Annotated in this window: 30 protein-coding genes; 7 read left to right on the forward strand and 23 right to left on the reverse strand. The window is 38.8% G+C overall.

Annotation, left to right across the window (positions count from 1 at the left end):
• The 4 genes from PGH07_RS09685 to PGH07_RS09695 all read right to left on the reverse strand — a co-directional run.
• The coding region (locus PGH07_RS09685; RefSeq protein WP_289414266.1) for a beta-helix domain-containing protein at positions 1-1,341 on the reverse strand (1,341 nt) is incomplete at its 3' end.
• A 14-nt stretch (positions 1,342-1,355) separates the two neighbouring features.
• Positions 1,356-1,886 carry an immunoglobulin-like domain-containing protein gene (locus PGH07_RS11455; RefSeq protein WP_353049839.1) on the reverse strand — a complete coding sequence of 177 codons (531 nt, stop codon included), beginning with the start codon at positions 1,884-1,886 and terminating at the stop codon, positions 1,356-1,358.
• Between the two features lie 66 nt (positions 1,887-1,952).
• Positions 1,953-3,224 (reverse strand): DUF5011 domain-containing protein, encoded by a 1,272-nt coding sequence (locus PGH07_RS09690; protein ID WP_289414267.1) that lies wholly within the window; start codon positions 3,222-3,224, stop codon positions 1,953-1,955.
• 206 nt (positions 3,225-3,430) lie between these two features.
• Positions 3,431-3,964, reverse strand: coding sequence for an ankyrin repeat domain-containing protein (locus PGH07_RS09695; RefSeq protein WP_289414268.1), 534 nt, complete (start codon positions 3,962-3,964; stop codon positions 3,431-3,433).
• 95 nt (positions 3,965-4,059) lie between these two features.
• On the opposite strand from PGH07_RS09695, the gene PGH07_RS09700 reads away from it, so the two are divergent.
• A complete protein-coding gene (locus PGH07_RS09700; RefSeq protein ID WP_289414269.1) occupies positions 4,060-4,188 on the forward strand; it encodes a hypothetical protein in 129 nt (42 codons plus the stop codon).
• A gap of 5 nt (positions 4,189-4,193) precedes the next feature.
• Here PGH07_RS09700 and PGH07_RS09705 read toward each other — a convergent pair whose 3' ends face one another.
• From PGH07_RS09705 to PGH07_RS09715, 3 genes are all read right to left on the reverse strand, one after another.
• Positions 4,194-4,508 carry a YbaB/EbfC family nucleoid-associated protein gene (locus PGH07_RS09705; protein WP_289414271.1) on the reverse strand — a complete coding sequence of 105 codons (315 nt, stop codon included), beginning with the start codon at positions 4,506-4,508 and terminating at the stop codon, positions 4,194-4,196.
• The gene (gene panD, locus PGH07_RS09710) at positions 4,509-4,877 is read right to left on the reverse strand and encodes an aspartate 1-decarboxylase (RefSeq protein ID WP_289414272.1); all 369 of its coding nucleotides are present in this window, start codon (positions 4,875-4,877) and stop codon (positions 4,509-4,511) included.
• 132 nt (positions 4,878-5,009) lie between these two features.
• Positions 5,010-5,387 carry a (2Fe-2S) ferredoxin domain-containing protein gene (locus PGH07_RS09715; protein ID WP_289414273.1) on the reverse strand — a complete coding sequence of 126 codons (378 nt, stop codon included), beginning with the start codon at positions 5,385-5,387 and terminating at the stop codon, positions 5,010-5,012.
• Between the two features lie 325 nt (positions 5,388-5,712).
• On the opposite strand from PGH07_RS09715, the gene PGH07_RS09720 reads away from it, so the two are divergent.
• From PGH07_RS09720 to PGH07_RS09745, 6 genes are all read left to right on the forward strand, one after another.
• The gene (locus PGH07_RS09720; RefSeq protein ID WP_289414274.1) at positions 5,713-6,069 is read left to right on the forward strand and encodes a hypothetical protein; all 357 of its coding nucleotides are present in this window, start codon (positions 5,713-5,715) and stop codon (positions 6,067-6,069) included.
• Positions 6,069-6,902 carry a hypothetical protein gene (locus PGH07_RS09725; protein WP_289414275.1) on the forward strand — a complete coding sequence of 278 codons (834 nt, stop codon included), beginning with the start codon at positions 6,069-6,071 and terminating at the stop codon, positions 6,900-6,902. The genes PGH07_RS09720 and PGH07_RS09725 overlap by 1 nt, the downstream gene beginning before the upstream one ends.
• Entirely contained in the window at positions 6,895-7,524 is a 630-nt protein-coding gene (locus tag PGH07_RS09730; protein ID WP_289414277.1) for a response regulator transcription factor, read from the forward strand. The genes PGH07_RS09725 and PGH07_RS09730 overlap by 8 nt, the downstream gene beginning before the upstream one ends.
• Before the next feature lie 124 nt (positions 7,525-7,648).
• Complete coding sequence (locus PGH07_RS09735; protein ID WP_289414279.1) at positions 7,649-8,536, forward strand: sensor histidine kinase; 888 nt, start codon at positions 7,649-7,651, stop codon at positions 8,534-8,536.
• Positions 8,537-8,668: 132 nt separating this feature from the next.
• On the forward strand, positions 8,669-9,859 hold the full coding sequence (locus tag PGH07_RS09740; RefSeq protein ID WP_289414281.1) for a DUF2202 domain-containing protein: 1,191 nt from the start codon (positions 8,669-8,671) through the stop codon (positions 9,857-9,859).
• A 172-nt stretch (positions 9,860-10,031) separates the two neighbouring features.
• A complete protein-coding gene (locus tag PGH07_RS09745; RefSeq protein WP_289414282.1) occupies positions 10,032-10,553 on the forward strand; it encodes a nitrous oxide reductase accessory protein NosL in 522 nt (173 codons plus the stop codon).
• A gap of 3 nt (positions 10,554-10,556) precedes the next feature.
• On the opposite strand, the gene PGH07_RS09750 is transcribed toward PGH07_RS09745, so the two are convergent.
• From PGH07_RS09750 to rplF, 16 genes are all read right to left on the reverse strand, one after another.
• Positions 10,557-11,852, reverse strand: coding sequence for a UDP-N-acetylmuramoyl-L-alanyl-D-glutamate--2,6-diaminopimelate ligase (locus PGH07_RS09750; protein ID WP_289414283.1), 1,296 nt, complete (start codon positions 11,850-11,852; stop codon positions 10,557-10,559).
• Positions 11,852-12,430, reverse strand: coding sequence for a hypothetical protein (locus PGH07_RS09755; protein WP_289414284.1), 579 nt, complete (start codon positions 12,428-12,430; stop codon positions 11,852-11,854). The genes PGH07_RS09750 and PGH07_RS09755 overlap by 1 nt, the downstream gene beginning before the upstream one ends.
• A gap of 1 nt (position 12,431) precedes the next feature.
• The gene (locus tag PGH07_RS09760; RefSeq protein WP_289414285.1) at positions 12,432-12,710 is read right to left on the reverse strand and encodes a NifU family protein; all 279 of its coding nucleotides are present in this window, start codon (positions 12,708-12,710) and stop codon (positions 12,432-12,434) included.
• A gap of 183 nt (positions 12,711-12,893) precedes the next feature.
• Positions 12,894-13,244 carry a 50S ribosomal protein L17 gene (gene rplQ / locus PGH07_RS09765; RefSeq protein ID WP_289414287.1) on the reverse strand — a complete coding sequence of 117 codons (351 nt, stop codon included), beginning with the start codon at positions 13,242-13,244 and terminating at the stop codon, positions 12,894-12,896.
• A gap of 9 nt (positions 13,245-13,253) precedes the next feature.
• Complete coding sequence (locus tag PGH07_RS09770; RefSeq protein WP_289414288.1) at positions 13,254-14,255, reverse strand: DNA-directed RNA polymerase subunit alpha; 1,002 nt, start codon at positions 14,253-14,255, stop codon at positions 13,254-13,256.
• A gap of 19 nt (positions 14,256-14,274) precedes the next feature.
• Complete coding sequence (gene rpsD / locus PGH07_RS09775; protein WP_289414289.1) at positions 14,275-14,901, reverse strand: 30S ribosomal protein S4; 627 nt, start codon at positions 14,899-14,901, stop codon at positions 14,275-14,277.
• Between the two features lie 11 nt (positions 14,902-14,912).
• On the reverse strand, positions 14,913-15,287 hold the full coding sequence (gene rpsK / locus PGH07_RS09780) for a 30S ribosomal protein S11 (protein ID WP_229937037.1): 375 nt from the start codon (positions 15,285-15,287) through the stop codon (positions 14,913-14,915).
• 13 nt (positions 15,288-15,300) lie between these two features.
• A complete protein-coding gene (gene rpsM, locus PGH07_RS09785; protein WP_289414290.1) occupies positions 15,301-15,663 on the reverse strand; it encodes a 30S ribosomal protein S13 in 363 nt (120 codons plus the stop codon).
• Between the two features lie 2 nt (positions 15,664-15,665).
• Complete coding sequence (gene rpmJ, locus PGH07_RS09790) at positions 15,666-15,779, reverse strand: 50S ribosomal protein L36 (RefSeq protein ID WP_008244830.1); 114 nt, start codon at positions 15,777-15,779, stop codon at positions 15,666-15,668.
• 312 nt (positions 15,780-16,091) lie between these two features.
• Positions 16,092-16,310 carry a translation initiation factor IF-1 gene (gene infA, locus PGH07_RS09795; protein ID WP_229937040.1) on the reverse strand — a complete coding sequence of 73 codons (219 nt, stop codon included), beginning with the start codon at positions 16,308-16,310 and terminating at the stop codon, positions 16,092-16,094.
• Positions 16,311-16,348: 38 nt separating this feature from the next.
• Positions 16,349-17,104, reverse strand: coding sequence for a type I methionyl aminopeptidase (gene map, locus PGH07_RS09800; RefSeq protein WP_289414291.1), 756 nt, complete (start codon positions 17,102-17,104; stop codon positions 16,349-16,351).
• Complete coding sequence (gene secY, locus PGH07_RS09805; RefSeq protein WP_289414292.1) at positions 17,104-18,366, reverse strand: preprotein translocase subunit SecY; 1,263 nt, start codon at positions 18,364-18,366, stop codon at positions 17,104-17,106. Before secY ends, map begins: the two co-directional genes overlap by 1 nt.
• Before the next feature lie 2 nt (positions 18,367-18,368).
• Positions 18,369-18,767, reverse strand: a complete 399-nt coding sequence (rplO, locus tag PGH07_RS09810; protein ID WP_289414293.1) for a 50S ribosomal protein L15 — start codon at positions 18,765-18,767, stop codon at positions 18,369-18,371.
• Positions 18,768-18,777: 10 nt separating this feature from the next.
• Positions 18,778-19,224 carry a 30S ribosomal protein S5 gene (rpsE, locus tag PGH07_RS09815; RefSeq protein ID WP_229937044.1) on the reverse strand — a complete coding sequence of 149 codons (447 nt, stop codon included), beginning with the start codon at positions 19,222-19,224 and terminating at the stop codon, positions 18,778-18,780.
• A 9-nt stretch (positions 19,225-19,233) separates the two neighbouring features.
• Positions 19,234-19,590 (reverse strand): 50S ribosomal protein L18, encoded by a 357-nt coding sequence (gene rplR, locus PGH07_RS09820; protein WP_289414294.1) that lies wholly within the window; start codon positions 19,588-19,590, stop codon positions 19,234-19,236.
• Positions 19,591-19,600: 10 nt separating this feature from the next.
• Positions 19,601-20,137 (reverse strand): 50S ribosomal protein L6, encoded by a 537-nt coding sequence (gene rplF, locus PGH07_RS09825; RefSeq protein ID WP_289414295.1) that lies wholly within the window; start codon positions 20,135-20,137, stop codon positions 19,601-19,603.
• Positions 20,138-20,140 lie beyond the last annotated feature (3 nt).

Genomic DNA, 20,140 nt, shown 5'->3' on the forward strand with positions numbered 1-20,140 from the left:
AAGGAAGTGTCCACCGATACCGTCTTTCTTGAAGTAGATGCCACCCTCTTTAGCTGAAACATTCTGTACAATGTTGAATCCGTCAAATGTCGCGTGAGTTGTTCCTGACATCTCGATCCCTGCATTACCTGATGTTGTAGAGATATTAAGATTTCTTACCGTTCCTGAGAAACCGTCATCGATATCGAAGTGGTCATCTGTACATCCTGTAGCGGTAACGTTAGTAACGTTTACTGTACCACCCCATGCTTCCACACAGTCATCGTCTGAAAGGTCAACTCTGATGTCCTCTACTACTGTACCTGAACCTACACCTACCATTGAAAGACCGTTGATCTCTTTATCTACATCCATTGTGATACCTGAGTTAAGGATCTTCACATGTCTAAGGATACCTGAATTGTCTGCAAGATCTGTATCTCCAGGAACGAATGAAGGATCTACCTCATATGGAAGAACTTGCGGGTTACCTGCATTACCGATGATTGTTAGACCACCCCATTGTCCTACTGCCGGTGCTGCACCGTCAATCGCAACTTTTGTTGAAGTGAATGTAATAGGCTCTGCTGCTGTACCGTCTGCGATGATCTTACCGCCTTTATCTACGATCATATATGATGTCTGAGCACCTGTACCGTCAAATGCTGCAAGTGTAGTTCCCGGCTCGATTGTCAATGTCGCACCACTCTCTACAACTACAAGACCGTCGATCAACCATAGTGTATCTTTTGTAAGTGTCACATTACCTGTAATACTGTTTGATAGTGTCTGTTGTGGTAATGATGCAGTGTCAACACCCAAAATCGCCGTACCGGTAGCATGGTCAAAAGTATAGTGTGTATAATCATCACCTGTAATACTGTTAGCATTATTGATTGTAGCACCGTCTTTTACTACTTGGAATGAACCAGGGTTTCCAGCAAGACCTTCATACACTTTATCACCTGTATCATAGTAAAGCATAAATGCGGCACCTTCAGGGATGATTGCTTTTTGAGTATAGTAGAAGTTTACATCATAACAGTTTCCTGCCATTGTTGATGCACCCCCATTACCAGTTGCACCGTCTTTAAGTACAGGGAAACAGAGTTCTCCATTGTTGTATGTAGGGAAACTACTGAACTGGTCATCAATTTGTGTAAGGTCAGCTGCTTGAATCTGTCCTGCTTTATGTGTATATACTTTTGCTACTGATGGCATTACCAATGCATATTGTGTTGCATCTGCACTATCATATGCTACATAAAAACTTGTATTTGTATAGTCTGTTGCATAAAGTGAACCACTTAATGCACATACCGCTGCAATTGAACTTGCTAATGACTTTGGTCTAAAAAACATTTCTATCTCCTTATTTATAAAATAACGTCTTCACATTGACCCGTGATAGGGTTAACGTTCTGACACTGTGCCGCTTCTACGATAACTGTTCTGCTTGCGCTACCTGTATTTCCTGCGTTGTCCGTTGCTGTCCATGTGATCGTATATGTACCAGCAGTTGAAGTATCTACACTTCCTGACTGTACCGGAGTAAGTGTACCGTCTACATTGTCTGTTGCTGTCGCACCGGCATCGCTATAGCTTGAACCTACTGTGATCGTTACTGTAGCACTACCGTTTAATGTTACAACCGGTGCAGTTGTATCAACAACTACATCTTCACATTGACCCGTGATAGGGTTAACGTTCTGACACTGTGCCGCTTCTACGATAACTGTTCTGCTTGCGCTACCTGTATTTCCTGCGTTGTCCGTTGCTGTCCATGTGATCGTATATGTACCAGCAGTTGAAGTATCTACACTTCCTGACTGTACCGGAGTAAGTGTACCGTCTACATTGTCTGTTGCTGTCGCACCGGCATCGCTATAGCTTGAACCTACTGTGATCGTTACTGTAGCACTACCGTTTAATGTTACAACCGGTGCAGTTGTATCAGATGCAACTACGTCTTCTCATTGACCCGTGATAGGGTTAACGTTCTGACACTGTGCCGCTTCTACGATAACTGTTCTGCTTGCGCTACCTGTATTTCCTGCGTTGTCCGTTGCTGTCCATGTAATCGTATAGGTACCAGCAGTTGAAGTATCTACACTTCCTGACTGTACCGGAGTAAGTACACCATCAACATTATCCACTGCTGTCGCACCGGCATCAATATAGCTAGAACCTACTGTGATCGTTACTGTAGCACTACCGTTTAGTGTTACAACAGGTGGTGTTGTATCTACTGTTGTATCCTCAACTACGATCACTGTTCTGCTTGCACTGCCAACATTACCTGCGTTGTCTGTCGCTGTCCATGTGATTGTATAACTACCAGGAGTTGATGTATCCACGCTTCCTGACTGTACTGGAGTAAGTACTCCATCTACATCATCTACTGCTGTCGCACCAGCATCAGTGTAACTCTCACCAACCTTGATCGTCACTGTAGCACTACCATTTAGTGTTACAACTGGTGCTGCAGTATCTGCAACAACAATAACTGTTCTACTTATAGTACCAGTGTTACCTGCCTGGTCTGTTGCTTTATATGTGATTATATATGTACCTGCTACTGCTGTATTAACAGTTCCTGTTTTTACCGGGTCCATTTTTCCATCGAACTCATCGTAAGCAGTTGCACCAGCGTCCATGTATACATCACCAACGCTAATCGTAACTTGAGCATCACCCTGAAGTGTTACTACAGGTGATGATGTATCTTGTGCAGCAAGGTGTGCTTTTGCTGTTGTTCTGTCTACCAGCGTAACATTTACATTATCAAGTAGTGCCTGTGCAAGACTTTCAAAAGTAGAAAGTGTTGGATCCAAGTCCTCAGTAATTGCATTTGCATATGATTCTACGATAGTAATTCTTTCACTGATATCACCATCATCATCCAAACTTTGTATCAACTGTGCAAGTCTTACTGCAGCAGTAGCGTCAGTTGGATAAAGCTTATATGGTGTGATAACCATATCCTCTACAAAGTCAACCGGTCCGATTGTCATCGCACCTATTTGAAAAGATACTACATCGCCATAGTTACAATTAAATTGACCATTTGCATCAGTTACACCACTCTTACCTGATGTATCACATGAGTATCTTAGGTTTTCTACAGGTGCATCGATAAATGTACCAGTAGCACTGACTGTAGTACCACCACTTCCTCCACATGCGGAAAGGAGGAAAGCTGCAGATACAGAACACAGGGATAAAGCTATCTTTGAGTATTTCATTGACATTCCTTATTAAATTTGTGCCGTATCATAGATGAAATTAATAACAGTTTGGTAACATTCATTAGTCATTTGATTACCATTTGATAACGTAGTGAAATCTAGTGTTGAAATATCGTGATAAATTGATAAGAAAAGCACATATCAAAAGATATGCATATATATTATGTAGTTATTTTGAAAATATAAAAATGAGACGAAGAGGGTTACTCCTCTTCAGGGTAGACGTTAAACTTCGCTCCATGTTCTGAGAGAAACTCAACCATCTTTTTTTGTCCTAGTTTTTTTGCATAATCTTTAGGTGCCATACCCGCTTTGTCAGAAGCATTGATATCAGCTCCGTTATCGATAAGTAGTTTCATCATATCAAGGTCAGAGAAACATGCTGCAAGCATTACAGGGGTAATACCGCTTCTTCTAGTCGTTATATTGAGGTCAAAGCCTTTATCGATACAGAACTGGATCACATCTTTGCGTTTAAACTTAATAGCCACATCAAGTGCTGAAATACCGTCGCTATCTCTTTCAAAAAGATCTGTACCGTTTTCAAGCAGTAATTCGATGAGCTCCAATGATGCATACTTTCTTATCGCATAAAAAAGCGGACTGATCTCATCATAATCCTCCAGCTCATACTCTTCACCGATAATAATAGGCTTTGTGATATCCGTACCGCCTTTTATCAATGATTTTAATTTAGCGATAGAATCATTCTCTATAGCTTGTGTTACTTCATTCATATCATCTATCCTTGTTTGTTATCATCTGGTAACTTTATTCATATATTATTGCAGAATCTCAACTAGATAAATCCAATTCATAAAAAGGAAAAGAGATGAAAATAAGTAAAACACTTAAAAAAGTAATTAAAACTGAAGGAAAAAGTTCACCAGTATCAAGAAAGATCATTGCGCTTAGATCATCTAAAGAGTTCAACTATCTTATCGATACCGTAAAGCCCTAATCAACTTACTTTGAACCAAAAGGGTTCATTCCACCCATTATCCCCATTGCTTGGGATTTCTTGTTATCTTCCACCATCTTATTGACATCGTTTATTGCCGATATCAACAATATCTGTAAAGACTCTTTATCTTCTAACAGAGAATCATCAATCGTAATATCTATGATCTCACCTGCACCATTGGCAGTCACTGTAAGCATACCACCACCTGCTTTTGCAGTGAACTCAACGTTCTTTGCCTGTTCCTGGATCTCTTTGGCCTTTTCCTGGATCTGCTCCATCATTTTGCCCATATCACCGAAGTTTAAACCCTCAAACATTTATTCAAGTCCTTCAAACTCTTGAGCGATACTGTTATCATCTTCCAAGATTACAATCTTTGGTTTAAATGTATCCGCTTCTTCTTCTGTCATTGTTGCATAAGCAATAATGATGATCTTGTCACCTTTTTGTACTTTTCTTGCTGCTGCACCGTTCAGACAGATATCTCTTTCCCCTCTTTCGCCAGGGATGATATACGTTGAGAAACGCTCTCCGTTATTATTGTTCACGATATCGACCTTCTGACCGACACGCATATTGGCCGCTTCCAAAAGATCACGGTCGATTGTAATAGAACCTACATAGTTCAGATTCGCATCAGTTACCGTTGCTCTGTGAATCTTACTGTAAAACATTGTAATGTTCATACGCTTTCCTATTTAACTATAAAAATTGTTGGAATTATACCAAAATACTTCATCGCTTTCTATTATACTGAAAATTGTGAGGAAATAATGAGGCATCGCAGACAGAGTGTCCGCGAAACAAATTTAAAAGATTTATCTAGCGACTGCTGCTGGTGAGATCGGCTCTCCCCACATCGCTTCATCGATCACATACTCAGATACTACATTGCCTCCGATGATATGCTCATCAATGATTCTTTCGATCTTCTCTTTAGTCAAACCTACATACATTGTATGTCCTGGTTCTACAAGCATTACAGGACCTTGTTGACAACGGTTTAGACAACCAGTCTGGATCGGTTGCACTGTTGCGATAATTCCCTTTTGCATCAATGTTTGAGCAAGATGCTGAAAAAGCTGTTGAGACTCAGGGTCATTTTGTTTTACACAACTTGGTTTTGGCATTCCCGGAGGTGCAGATTGCTGACATTTAAACATATAAAACGCTGGTTGTGGTATACCTGGCATCATAATTCATCCTTTAATGATTTTATTTAAGAGTATTTTACTCCTATTTACTTAATTCAAGATTAGATGTTTCCCAAAAAGTAAAATATTACATATACTTCGTTCAACTTACAGCTAGATGCATAAAAGGTTCCAATGAGAATTTTTCTCTCTATATTTTCGCTATTTTTTCATAGAATGTACAACTAAATCTGAATCAATGTCTCAAAAAACCTATACGTGTTTTCAGACTATTGTTTAGATAAAATACTTAATTGCATCCTATCTAGAAAGTGGAAGTAACACTTGATTAACAAAACTTTTATATAGTTATGCATAAGGAGCACTGATGCAATATATTTTTATTTCTTTAATCATACTTTTTTTCTCTAGCCATACACTTTTTGCAGAGGAGGCACCACAGCCATCAACGGATATCCAAAAACTGGTTTCCCAGATCAAAAAGGCCCCGCCTTCCGAAAAAAGGGCATTGATGAATCAACTTAAAATTAAACTAAGAAAGATGAATGAAAAAACCCGAAAAGAGGTGATGTCTAATCTGAAAAGTTCTTTTGCCCATAACGGCCAAAGTGTGCAAACACCTCAGGGTGCACAAAGTACTTCTCCAACGCAAGGAACACAGATGATGCAAAGTACTCCGCCAAGGCCAATGCCACAAATGCAGCAACCGGGTGGAGCTCGATAATGTTCATTAAACTGTTAAGTACTCTTTTTTTATTTTCCTCCCTTTCATTTGCCTACCAAGATAGTGACATTGATGGGGTTGAGGATAAAGATGACAAGTGTCCTAATTCTTCATTTGAAGAAGTTGTAGATGAAAAAGGGTGTGCTCCCAGCCAACATTACCTTGGAGCTTTGACACTTATAGTGGGGAGCGATATCAGTGTTGACAAACAGTCACATACAACAAGCAATTTTAACTTTTTTGCAAATTACAGGTACAACAACTGGGATATCAGCCTTTCCAATGCAAACAATGCAGCCTCTACCTCATCCAATAATATCTCTACTGATTATGGAGATATCTATCTAAGTACCGGTTATTATCTTGAAAATACAAAATTTATAGCAAAGCTAAGTTTAGGAACAAAACTTGCCACTGCCAATGAAGATACAAATACAGGATTAAAATACGGTAATGCCTATGAAGATACAGACACAGGCGAAAATGATCTCTTTACGTCGCTCTACTTAAACTATAGAATCACACAAAGACAAAATCTCTATCTAGACTATAGGTATACGATCAGTGGAGACAGTCAAGATATGAGCTATAAGGATTTTATTACCTATTCTATTGGCAGTGGATATGCACTCACTCCGAAATGGTACAGTGCATTCTCTTATGATTATTCCGGATCACCCTATCCCAATACCCAGCCTTACAAAGCAATTTCATGGTTTAACAGCTATACATTGACAAAACATTTGTTTGCTATAATAAACTACGCCCATGGGTTAAATGATATTTCTCCAAATCATACGGTATCCGTAAAACTAGGAGTACATTTTGAATAAAATACTACTTCTTGAAGATGACCCGAATCTTGCTAAATCCCTCATAAGGTTCCTTACGCATGAGAACTACTCCGTTGACTGGGCAAAAGACGGGGAAGAAGCACTTGATCTGACGTATGAAAACAAATACAGTCTTTACCTCTTAGATATCAATGTCCCGCTTATCAATGGAGTTGACCTACTCACCTCTCTAAGAGAAGCTGAAGATTTTACACCAACAATCATTATCAGTGCTTTGATAGATGTGAACTCAGTTACCAAAGGCTTTATAGCCGGAGCAGATGATTATGTTAAAAAACCTTTTGATCCCGACGAACTGCTGGTACGGATCAAAGCAAAAACTGCATCCCTCAGAGAAAAACTAAAGGTTGGTGACCTGGAAGCTGATCTTGTTACAGAAGAACTCTTTAATCATTCCCAACCTTTATATTTAGGAGATGTACAAAAAAATATTCTGCTTTCTCTGATGAAAAACCATCCAAATCCAGTTACCAAAGAGGAGTTGATGCTATTTTTGGAAAAACCAAACGATCTTGCCTTGAGAGTCAACATAACAAAACTTAAAAAAAATCTTGGAATAAATATTCAAAATATTAGAGGAGTCGGTTATAAAGTTATCTGAAAAAGAATCACTTATCAAGAGTTTCACACTCTTTTTCATTGTCATTGAGCTCTTTTTGACAGTTATTTTTTATAATTACTACAAAGTGGAAGAAGAGCACCTAAGTGAACATATTTTTTTGGAGATGAAAAATTACAGTTTCTTTTTCGAAGATAACCGTTTTGATATTGACATCGTTCCTCAGACTAAAGCACATAAGTTTTATGAACTGAATTTTGATAAAGATACACTTTACATTTTAGTACCCCTTTTAGAGGATAAAGAAAATGTTTTAAAGATCTTTTATCCATTGCGATCCTATAAAATCCTTTTACAAGAAACCAAACAAACGATATTGTGGCAGTTTTTATTTCTGACATTAATTGCATTTTTTATCTCACTGCTTTTTTCTTACTACTCAATTAACCCTCTACGCAAATCTTTAACGATCCTAGAAGAGTTCATTAAAGATATTATTCACGACCTCAATACCCCCATTACCTCTATTCTCATTAATCTTAAAATGATGGATTCCAAAGATGAAGAGGTAGAAAGTATTGCACAAAGTGCAAAAGCTATCTCCATGCTTCATAAAAATCTGGATAGCTACTTAAAAGATATGCAATTTCAAAAAAATAGATTTTCGCTCAAAGAAGTAATTGATGAACAAACCGCTTTTTTTTCATCTATCTATAACTATCTTGATTGGAAGGTTGATGTAGAAGATACTACTATCTACTCGGACAAACATGCATTCAGCAGGATTATCTATAATCTACTCAGTAATGCCTGTAAATATAATACTTCCCACGGCTTTGTGAAGATCATTGCTCAAGAACATCAACTGAGTATTTCAAACAGCAGTCACGGTATTCATAATCCATCTAAGATTTTTGACAGGTTTTATAAAGAAAGTGATCGTGGGCTTGGTATAGGACTTCATATTGTAGATAAACTCTGTAAAGAGCTTGGGATAGAAAAAAAACTTGAGGTTGACCATAACAATACAGTGACCATTCATCTGTATTTTTAACTGTAGTGACATTTAATCAAATATCCATTAATACTCTTACCTGTCAAGTAACATAGAAGTAACAAACCTGATCTATACTGCTGTATCACAAAAGTTCGAAAGAATTTTTAAAATGATGCAAAAGGAAAAGTCATGTTAAAACAATCATTCATAATCTCAACATTAGCTGCACTGGTCTTGGCAGGATGTAGCGGTACATCTTCAACTGATACAGTATCAAGCAGCGTAACTGATATTACGGTGGAGAGAGGTCCGGTAGATGGAGCAGCCGTTACGGATGCAAATGGAAAACTTGCACAGTATATGGGCCAAGCTAGATACCGATTCACCTCTGCACCTACTTATCCTATCAGTGCAGAAGGCGGATATATCGATATCAATAGAAACGGTTCAATAGAAGCAGGAGAAGTGAAGCTACAATATAAACTTGAAGCAAAACAAGGTGATGTGATCACTGTAGTAACTACCCTCGCTAGTAACACTCAAGTAAGGGTAATGCTCCAAGAAGAGTTTGGATTGAGCGATGAGGAGATCGATACAGCAACCCCGGGGACAAATAAAACAATTGCTGCTATCTCCGATGAAGCCTATGCTTACTGTTTAGAAAACAACCTCTCCACAATGAATCTCTCGGAGGAACAAGCACTTCAGATACAAGAACGTATTCATGCAAGAATTGCTATGTATACGGAGAGCAACCAAAGTGTCAGCGAATTTGAAAACGCCTTGATGAATGAGCTTAGAATAGAAAGAATCACGGAATCCGAACTACCAGGTATTCAACAAGAACTAAGAGAAGCGCAAGATACTGATATGAATACTAGCGAACATAATCAGACTCTTGAGCAGCTTCAGACAATGATTAATGATATTCCTGATGCTAATCTTACAGACCTGCAAAAAGAAGGCCTGATTTACATGGCAGAAGAAGAAAAACTGGCACGTGATGTCTATGAGTATCTTTATGCCGCATGGGGAGATGATATCTTTACAAATATCGCATCTTCTGAACAACAACATATGGAAGCAGTGCTTCTACTATTGGAAAAATATGAACTGAATGTCCCTGCTACACTTGAGTCCAGAGGAGTTTTTGAGAATAATGAACTGCAATCACTCTATGATCAGCTGATTGCAAAGGGTGTACTTTCACTTACAGATGCATTGGAAGTAGGTGTAACGATTGAAGAGGTAGATATCGCTGACTTGAACGTACGTCTAGAAACGGATCTACCTGAAGATCTTGAATTGGTTTATGAGCATTTGTTGTATGGAAGTTATAATCATCTTGAAGCTTTTAATTCCCAATTAGCTATACAATAATAGTCCAATCTTCACTTATTTGTAAAGGGATTCCTCTCTTTACAGATAATATATTTATCTTCCTACACTTTAAGACTACTCTACAATGAACATTCACATTATTTAGGTTATACTTTTTCATCTTATTCACTATTTATTATATATAAACTCGCCATGAGAACAAGGGATTTTTTTGAAAATAATATATATCATTTTGGCGCTTTTAGGCATTTTTCTTTTTAATGCCTGTACAGGAACCGTACAGCAGCAAACACCACAAAAAACATACACCCGTTTTCAAAGTGTACCCCTATCACAAGCTATTTTGCTTCAACATGGAAACAAAAAGGAGGATTGTATCATTTGCGGTATGCATCTTCCTACATTTTATAAAACCAACCATGCCGCTACAACAAAAGATCACCAAATAAGACAGTACTGTTCACTGCACTGTGTCGTTCACGACAATGAAATTAATAAAACGGATCTCTATGATGTCAAGGTTGTGGATGTCACTACATTAAAGTTTATCTCTGCACAGAGTGCTTACTATGTGGTCGGAAGTATGCGAGAGGGGACAATGAGTCATTTCAGCAAATATGCTTTTGCAAAACGAAAGAATGCCGATGCTTTTGTGAAAAAGTATGGCGGTCATGTCATGAACTTCTATGATGCCTACACTATAGCAATGCAGGATTTTATGACAGAAGAATAAGCGCTAGGCTTCTATCCCTAGCAACTCTCTGACTACTTCGCGGTCATCGAACGGGTATTTCACCCCTTTGATCTCCTGATAATCTTCATCTCCTTTACCAAGGATCAAGAGTACTTCATCACCTTCTAGTTCATCCAGTGCCATTTTAATTGCTAAACGTCTATCCGGTGTAGCTACTACATGATCTTTCCCATGTAGTCCTACTAGAATATCTTCAAGTATCTGCTCAGGGACTTCATCTCGTGGATTATCACTGGTCACATAGATCTTCTTGGCAAACTTACCTGCTACAGCACCCATACGCGGACGCTTCATTTTATCTCGGTTGCCACCTGCGCCGAATACAACTGAGATATCCCTATCTTTGATAGAATCTAGCACTTGATACATCCCGTCATCAGTATGTGCAAAATCTACGATCACTAAAGGATCACGGCTTACCACTTCCATTCGCCCCGCTACACCTGCGAAATGTTCAACCACATCACATACCTCTTGGATAGGCTTTTGGGTCAGCATCTGTACGGCCCCTATGGCTGCCATCAAGTTAAACAGGTTAAATAGACCTACCATTGGTGAGTGAAAGGTTGCTTCCTGCTGCAAATGCTTGATACCGGCTGTAATGCCGTGAAGCAATGAAAAAGCCTGTACCTTGAAAGTTGCAGGCTCATCTACACCATAACTCTGAGCATTCATAGGGTTATAGGTGATAGCATTGATATCATCTTTATTGAGCAGCTTCGGCGTCTCATCTGCAAAAAACAGACTCTTAACGCGTCGATACTCTTCTACTGTACCATGGTAATCCAGATGGTCACTTGTAACATTTGTATGTACTTTGAGGGCAAACTTTATCCCTTCGATACGTTTTTGATGGATTGCATGAGAACTGACTTCCATAATAAAGTAGTTACATCCCAGGTCAAGTACCTGTTTCATATTATGGAGAGTTTCAAAGATAGAAGGGGTGGTCATACTCTTCTCTTCAATGCGTCTATCCCCGGCAAAAAGTCCTCGCGTTCCCTGCAGAGCTGGTTGTTCACCGAGATCCAGTAAGAATGAGTAGATTGCTGCAGTTGTTGTTGTCTTCCCGTTAGTACCGGTTACACCTACTACTCTTAGTTTTTCCAGCTCCCATAAGCCAATAAGCTCTTCCACACTGATAGCTTCCGGTTTTGACTCCAATGCCTCATAGTATGGTAAGTTTTGCGCTGTTGTTAAAAACAATGTAGTATTATCTAACGCGTTGGTATCATCACTTAGGAAGGAATACCCCTTCAAATCACATGCAATTTTCACTACTTATGACCTGCGACCAATGTATAAAGCGTCAGAATATCCTGATCATTACCGAAAAGACTGCTTGATGCATCAAGATAAGAGAATGCCATCTCATCAAATCCTTCAGCTGTTAATTTTTTAACAAAATCAATAAACTCATCTTTATTGGTGATTATTACTTTGGTAGAGAACATTATGTCTTCAAATGTCTTTTTAAAGGACCCTCTCTGCTTCACCAGTTCTAAAAAATCACTATAGCGAATACCGTCACTATACTCGATTTGTTCCTGGATAGGATCAACAAGTAATTTTTTCAGGGCATCTTTAGAGCTATCCAGTGAACGGATCAGGCTGTCTATGATCTCTGCTGCATTCTCTTTTTCATCTTTGATCGCCTGGTAATAATCAAACAGTGCAAGTGCCTCTTCACTGCTATCTATACCCAGATCACTGAGATAAACGCCTACTTTTGCTTCATCCAGTGTTGGGTAATCTTTCAGTAAAAGGCCATAATCCCTTAATGCACTGCTGAACTCACCATTCAGGAATTCACCTTCAGCACGCTGCAATAATAGATTTTTATTCAATTTAGCCATGTTATGTCAATTGCTCCAATTTATCTTCATATCCGAAAGGAACGTTCACTACTATCATCTCAGGATGAATCAATGTCTTCATCTGCTTTTCTACACCAAATTTCAATGTTGTACCGCTGCTTGAACAACCGACACAAGCTCCTTGCAATTGTACATATACTTTACCGTCTTTAATCGCGATCAGTTTGATATCCCCACCATCCATCTGAATAGAAGGTCTAACTTTTTCTATCACATTCATTACTGCCGGTTCTAACTCTTCATCCGTAAAAGGGATCAATTTCTTTCCTTTACTCTATATAGTATTCATAATATTATAACAAAATGATTAACCATTGTGTTTACCTTGAGTGTTATACACTAAAAGATTGAATATGTCAATGAGTTTGTTATATTTTTTGGGAATATGTAAGAATGGTAACACTCAAGGCAATGCCTTGATATGTTGTAGTACAGTAAACGATTATACGAGTTCGATAATCGCCATAGGTGCTGCATCACCTCTTCTTGTACGAGTTTTGATAATACGTGTGTAACCACCGTTTCTCTCTTTATACTCTGGAGCAATCTCCGTTACAAGCTTGTTAGTTGCTTCTTTATCTTGAAGCATTGCAAATACTGCTCTGTGTGCATTAAAATCACCAGCAGAAGCTTTCGTGATCAATTTTTCATAGTAACTTCTAAGCTCTTTTGCTTTTGGAAGTGTCGTCTCAATACGACCTTCTCTTGTCAAAGCAATAGAAAGATTCTTAAGAAGTGCCGCTCTGTGTGCAGATGTTCTGCTTAGTTTACGGTAACCATGCTTATGTCTCATGGGAATCCTTTATTGTTTTAATTGTTCTAATTTTTTAACAAGATGTGCTCTTGTAACATCTGAAAGATCGAAATCTTCACCAAATCCATGCTCAACTAGACACTCATTGATCTCATCAAGAGACTTTTTACCAAGGTTTTTGATGTTTTTGATCTCATTTTCACTCATTAGTACAAGTTCACCAAGGTATTTGATACCCGCTCTATCAAGTGAGTTGAACGATCTTGCACTTAGCCCCAACGAATCAACTGTTTGAAGGAAAGGCTTCAGTTCACTCTCATCACTGCTCTTTTTGATCGGAGCTGTTGAGATATCTACATCAAGTACACCATTAAAGATCGATAGTTGCTTGTTCATTACTTCAAGTGCATTAGTAAATGCTTCAACTGGACCGATTTGAGCATCTGTCACGATATCAAATGTGATCTTCTCAAAACTTGGGTTATCCTCTACAAGTACAGGTTCGATTGAATAGTTTGCTTTTCTTACCGGTGTAAAGAACGCATCCAAAGCGATCGCATCGTTTGCTACTTCATCTCTAAGATCTTCACTCGGAACATATCCGATACCTTTTGAGATTACAACTGTAAAGTTAAGCTCTGCATCTTCATTAAGTGTTGCAAGCGGAAGGTCACCGTTTACTACCTCTACGAGGTCGTTATTCAAATCTTGTGCCGTTACTTCTTTGTGCCCTGCAAAAGAGTAGTTTACTTCTACTCTGTCACTCTCATCTTTAATCTTGAAACGGATATTTTTAAGATTGATAATAAAGACCGCTACATCTTCGTGCATACCTCTAATATTGTCAAACTCATGTGCAGCACCTTCAATCTTTACAGAAATAGGTGCATATCCGATAGAAGAACCAAGAATCAGTCTTCTAAGAGGGTGTGCAAGTGTTACTGCGTATCCGCTCTCAAAAGGGTAAGCAGTAATCTCTGCTCTATTTTCACTGATCTCGTTTACCTCTACCTCAGTTGGCATAAATGGTGCAACTTTAATTTTTCTCATTAGCTAGCCTTTACTCAGATTATTTAGAATATAGCTCGACGATTAAACGCTCTTCAACTGGAATTGAGATCTCTTCTCTTTCAGGTACTCTTGTGAAGATACCGAAGAGTTTCTCTTTATCTACGTCTACCCACTCAACCATACCAGTTTGGTTAGTTAGTTCGATAGCTCTAAGGATTTGAACATTGTTCTTGCTTTTTTCTCTAATTTCAATCTTTTGGCCTGCTTTAACTCTGAATGATGGAATATCTACTCTTTTACCGTCAACAAGTACATGCCCATGGTTTACAAATTGTCTAGCAGATGCTCTAGTTGTAGCAAATCCCATTCTGTAAACTACGTTATCAAGTCTTTGCTCAAGAAGTTGTACAAGAACGTTACCTGTGTTTCCTTCTTTTCTATTTGCTTCTTTATAAAGTGCTCTAAACTGCTTTTCGCTTGTTCCGTACATGAACTTAGCTTTTTGCTTTTCTTGAAGTTGAAGACCGTATTCACTGATCTTTGCTCTTCTTTGTCCATGTTGTCCTGGTGCGTATGGTCTTTTTTCAAGTGCAGACTTACCAGCAAGTCTTCTTTCACCTTTCAAACCAAGATCAACACCAAGTCTTCTCTCTAATCTTTCTACCGGACCTCTATATCTAGCCATCTCTATACCTCTTATACTCTACGTTTCTTAGGTGGTCTACACCCGTTGTGTGGTAGTGGTGTAATATCTTTAAGTGAAGTTACACGAATACCTTCTGTTGCACCAATCGCTTTAACTGCAGTATCTCTACCTGAACCAGGACCCTGAACTTTGATTCCTACTTCTTTGATGCCGTTTTCCATTGCTTTGCTCATTGCATCTGCAACTGCTTCAGTCGCAGCAAATGGAGTAGACTTTTTAGAACCTTTAAAACCTAGTGCTCCTGCTGAACTCCAAGAGATCACGTTACCCATCTCATCAGTTACTGTAATTACTGTATTGTTAAATGTAGCTGCTACGTATACTACACCTTTAGCAATATTCTTTTTTGCTTTTTTCTTAGCCATACTACACTACTCCTTACGCTGAACCGACAGTTTTACGCTTACCTTTTCTCGTACGCGCATTTGTCTTAGTTTTTTGACCACGCACCGGTAGTCCTCTTCTGTGTCTTAAACCTCTGTAGTTACCTAGGTCCATCAATGCTTTGATATCTAGAGTTACTTTTTTTCTAAGATCCCCTTCTACCATCAAGTTATCTTGAATGTAGTTACGGATAGTTGCTGCTTCAGCATCTGTTAGTTCATGAACTCTTTTGTTATAATCGATCTCAGTTGCATCAAGGATTTGTCTTGAAGTTGTAAGACCAATACCGTAAATGTAAGTAAGTGCATACTCCATTCTTTTTTTAAGTGGTAAATCAACACCTGCAATACGTGCCATGTTTATCCTTGTCTCTGTTTATGTTTTGGATTTTTACAAATCACGCGTACAATACCTTTGCGCTTAATAACTTTACAGTCATCGCACATTTTCTTAACCGATGGTCTAACCTTCATTTGGTTACTCCTGTTTCTATATAAGTACGTGTTGAGAACTCCAGGCTTGAAGTTCTCTTGCGTTATCGTTTTTTTGCACCTAGAGTGCTTATGTACACCCTTTATTTTGCGTGGATTATTGAAGTGTCATAATCCAATTCTTGAGTAATCGGTGCAAATTAATCAAAAATTCTTCACGCAGTTACCTATTGCCTAATAGTAATAGGGAGGAGGATTATATCCAAATTAATATTAATTTTTTCTTATATTTTTTAGGGAAGAGAAATAAGAAATGTATTTCACTGCGTAGTGTTAAACACTGCGCAGTAACTACTATTTGTATCTAAATGTGATACGGCCTTTATCAAGACTGTATGGTGTAAGTTCAACTTTTACTTTATCACCAGGAAGAATTTTGATATAGTGCATTCTCATTTTTCCTGCAATATGACAAAGGATTACGTGTCCATTGTCAAGCTCTACCTTGAAAGTTGCATTTGGTAGCGCTTCTACTACTTTACCGTCAATCTCAATTACATCATCTTTAGCCATTGTATTCCTTTACAATCTATTCAGCTTTCTATTGAAACTTACGCCTCGGTAAGTATCACCGCTTTACCATCAACAATTGCTACCTGGTGTTCATAATGACTTGTACGAAGACCGTCATCACTCACTACTGACCAATCATCATCTAAAATAACAGGTGTACCTGACTTGTGACATATCATTGGCTCCAAACAGAACACCATACCATTTTTGATCTTTGGTCCCTGATTGGTTTTCCCTTCAAGGTAGTTAGGGATATTCGGTTCTGCATGAGGCTTTGTGCCGATACCGTGACCACAATAGTCCCTAAGTGGGACATATCCGCGCTCAGTGATAAAGTCTTCAAGGATCTTTGACAATTCTTTGAAACGCATTCCCTCTTTGATACTATCAATTGCATGGTAGAGTGCATCTTTTGAACAAGCGATAAGTGCTTCATCTTCTGCACTCACTTTGCCGATTGGCATAGTGATCGCTGCATCACCGTAATAACCGTCTACTTGTGTACCAATGTCCAATCCAAGGATATCACCTTCTTTAATGACCGTATCATCAGGAATACCATGAATACATACTTCATTCACTGAAGTACATACTGATCCCTTAAATCCATAAAGACCTTTAAAAGAAGGTATTGCTCCATGTTCACGGATAAACTTTTCGCCCATCTCATCGATCTGCTTAAGTGTCATACCAGGTTTGATATTTTCTTGAAGATATTGAAGTGTTTTTCCAACGATCTCGCCAGCTTTTCTAAGCTTGGCGATCTCATCAGCTTTTCTAAGTGCAATAGCCATTATAGACCTACGTTACCCAATGTATCATATTGGTTCATCGTTCTTTGCGCTTCGATCTTTCTCATCGTATCAAGTGCAACTTGTACGATAATCAGTACAGCAACTCCACCGAAGTAGAAGCTAGCACCCATACCTGATACAATAGCAAAAGGTATAGTTGAAACGATTGCCAAATATACAGATCCAGAACCGGTCAATCTACTTGCAACTTCATTTAAGAACTCTTTAGTGTGTTCACCAGGTCTTACACCTGGAATAAATCCACCTTGTCTTTTGAGGTTATCTGCAATATCTTTTGCATTAAATGCAATCGATGCATAGAAGAATGCAAAGAACATAACCAGCAAGAATGTTGCAATATTAAAGATCAAACCACCCGGTGCCAATGCATCAGCAAACGATGTGGCAATTTCAGAAGTACTTGACTGCAACATTGTAAGAGGGAACATCAATACCGCAGATGCAAAGATCGGTGGGATCACCCCTGAAAGGTTCACTTTTACAGGAATATAGTTCATCACTCTTTTTGCTTGGTTTTGCATAATTGTTTTTCTTGAGTATGAGATAGGAATTCTTCTCTCACCAAGTTCAACATAGATGATTGCAAGCACTGTAATAATCATGATTGCGAGGATAGCAAGTACCATCAAGAAATTCATCTCACCTGCATTTACTGCTCTTACCGTATTGGAAATACCTGATGGAAGTCCAGAAACAATACCTGCAAAGATAATCAATGAAATACCGTTACCGATACCCTTTTGTGTGATCTGCTCACCAAACCACATCAATAGCATTGTTCCAGCCAACATTGAGAATGTCGTTAGTACTGTAAACATTACTGGATCGATCATAATTGCACTTTGTCCTGCACGGCCAGTCATACTTTGAAGACCCATTGATACACCCACTGCTTGAACAACAGTAATAAAAATAGTGAAATAACGAATGATCTGCATATACTTTTGCATACCGTCACGTTCTTTTTTCATTTGTCCAAGTGCTGGGAAAGTTGCTGCAAGAAGTTCCATTACAATTGAGGCAGTAATGTAAGGCATGATACCTAGAGAGATAATACTTAAACGTTCAACCGCACCACCGGAGAACATACTTAACATTCCAATCCCGTTGTTGGCATTGGCGTCAAAGAATTCTTTGATTACGCCAAGGTCAACCCCAGGGGTTGGAACATAGGCTAAAACTCTGTACGCAAAAAGAAATCCTAATGTAATCAGGATTTTTTGAGTTAAAGCGTTACCCATGATTATTTTCCGCTTGTTGTTACAGCGTCATCTTTGATCTTAGCTGCGAGATCTTTCGCACCTGTACCGATCAGCTTTACTTTAGTTACTGACTTAGGAAGTCTGCATACTGACTTGATGCTCTCAAGTGTAATCTCTTCTAGTTCTGCAACTTTTGTATTCTTCACTACGTTGATCACATGTGGTTTCACAACTCTTGAAGTAAATCCGATCTTAGGAAGTCTTCTCGCTAGTGGCTGTTGTCCACCCTCGAAGTTTCTCTTCTCATTGTAACCAGATCTTGCTTTTTGACCTTTGTTACCTTTACCTGCTGTTTTACCTGTACCAGAACCCTGACCACGTCCGATTCTCTTTCTGTTACGTGTAGAACCTGGTGCCGGTTGTAAATTATGTAGACCCATACTTTACCCCTTACGCTTTGATTCTAGTAAGTGCTTCTACAGTCGCTCTTACCAAGTTATTAGGGTTGTTAGACCCGATCGATTTAGTCAAGATATCTTTATACCCTGCAAGTTCAAGTACCGGTCTAGCAGCACCACCGGCAATTACACCTGTACCTTCGCTAGCTGGTTTAAGCAAGATTTTACTTGCGTTGAACTTGTGCTCGATATCGTGAGCAATCGTTGTTCCCTTGATGTTTACTTTTACAAGGTTCTTGTGTGCATCGTCAACAGCTTTTTTGATCGCATCAGGAACTTCTTTTGCTTTACCAAATCCGTATCCTACTGTACCATTTTTGTCACCGATTACTACAAGAGCGGTAAATCTAAATCTTCTACCACCCTTAACAACCTTAACAACACGTCCGATGTTAACGATTACTTCTTCAAATTCTTTTTCTACAGTTTCTTGTTGCATCGCTTATCCTTAAAACTTAATTCCGGCTTCTCTGAGTGCATCAGCAAATGACGCAACAACACCGTGGTAAAGGTAACCATTTCTATCAAAAACAACAGAATCGATGTTTTTTGCTGCAAGTGCTTTAGCCATTTCTACCGCTACTTGCTTTACATCTTCCTGATTTGCTTTAAGTCCCATTTTTTTACCATCAGCAGCTGCCAATGTTGCACCAGCATTGTCATCAATTGCTTGAGCATAAAAGTGCTTATTTGACTTAAAGACTGTAAGTCTTGGAAGCTCTGCTGTTCCGAAGATCTTACCTCTTACTCTTGCTTTTCTTTGAGCACGTAGTCTATTTTTTCTTTTTTGAATACTTTTTAACATCTACCGCTCCTTACTTCTTAGCCGACTTACCAGCTTTTCTGATGATAGTCTCATCAGAATACTTCACACCTTTACCTTTATATGGTTCTGGTGGTCTGAACTCTCTAATCTCAGCTGCTACTTGACCAACTGCTTGCTTGTCTGTACCTTTAACTGTAATTACGTTCTTCTCTACAGTGATTTCAAGACCTGCTGGGATCTCATAATCAATCGGGTGAGAGTATCCAAGTTGAAGGTTAAGTACATTACCTGCAACAGAAGCTCTATAACCAACACCGTTGATCTCTAATGACTTAGTATAACCTTGGTCAAGACCAACAACGATGTTGTTAAAGAGTGATCTGTAAGTACCCCAGTAAGCTGAAGATTGTTTATCTTCTCCAACTCTTTCGAACACTACATCAGCACCGTCAATGTTTACATTAACTCTTCCGTAAGTCTCAAGTCTTTTTTCAAGATTGCCTTTTTTCGCTACGACACAAGTACCGTCAAGCGCTACATTAATACCGCTTGGAACAGTTACTGGTTTTTTTCCTACTCTTGACATCTC

This window comes from Sulfurovum zhangzhouensis, from assembly GCF_030347965.1.
GTDB lineage: Bacteria > Campylobacterota > Campylobacteria > Campylobacterales > Sulfurovaceae > Sulfurovum > Sulfurovum zhangzhouensis.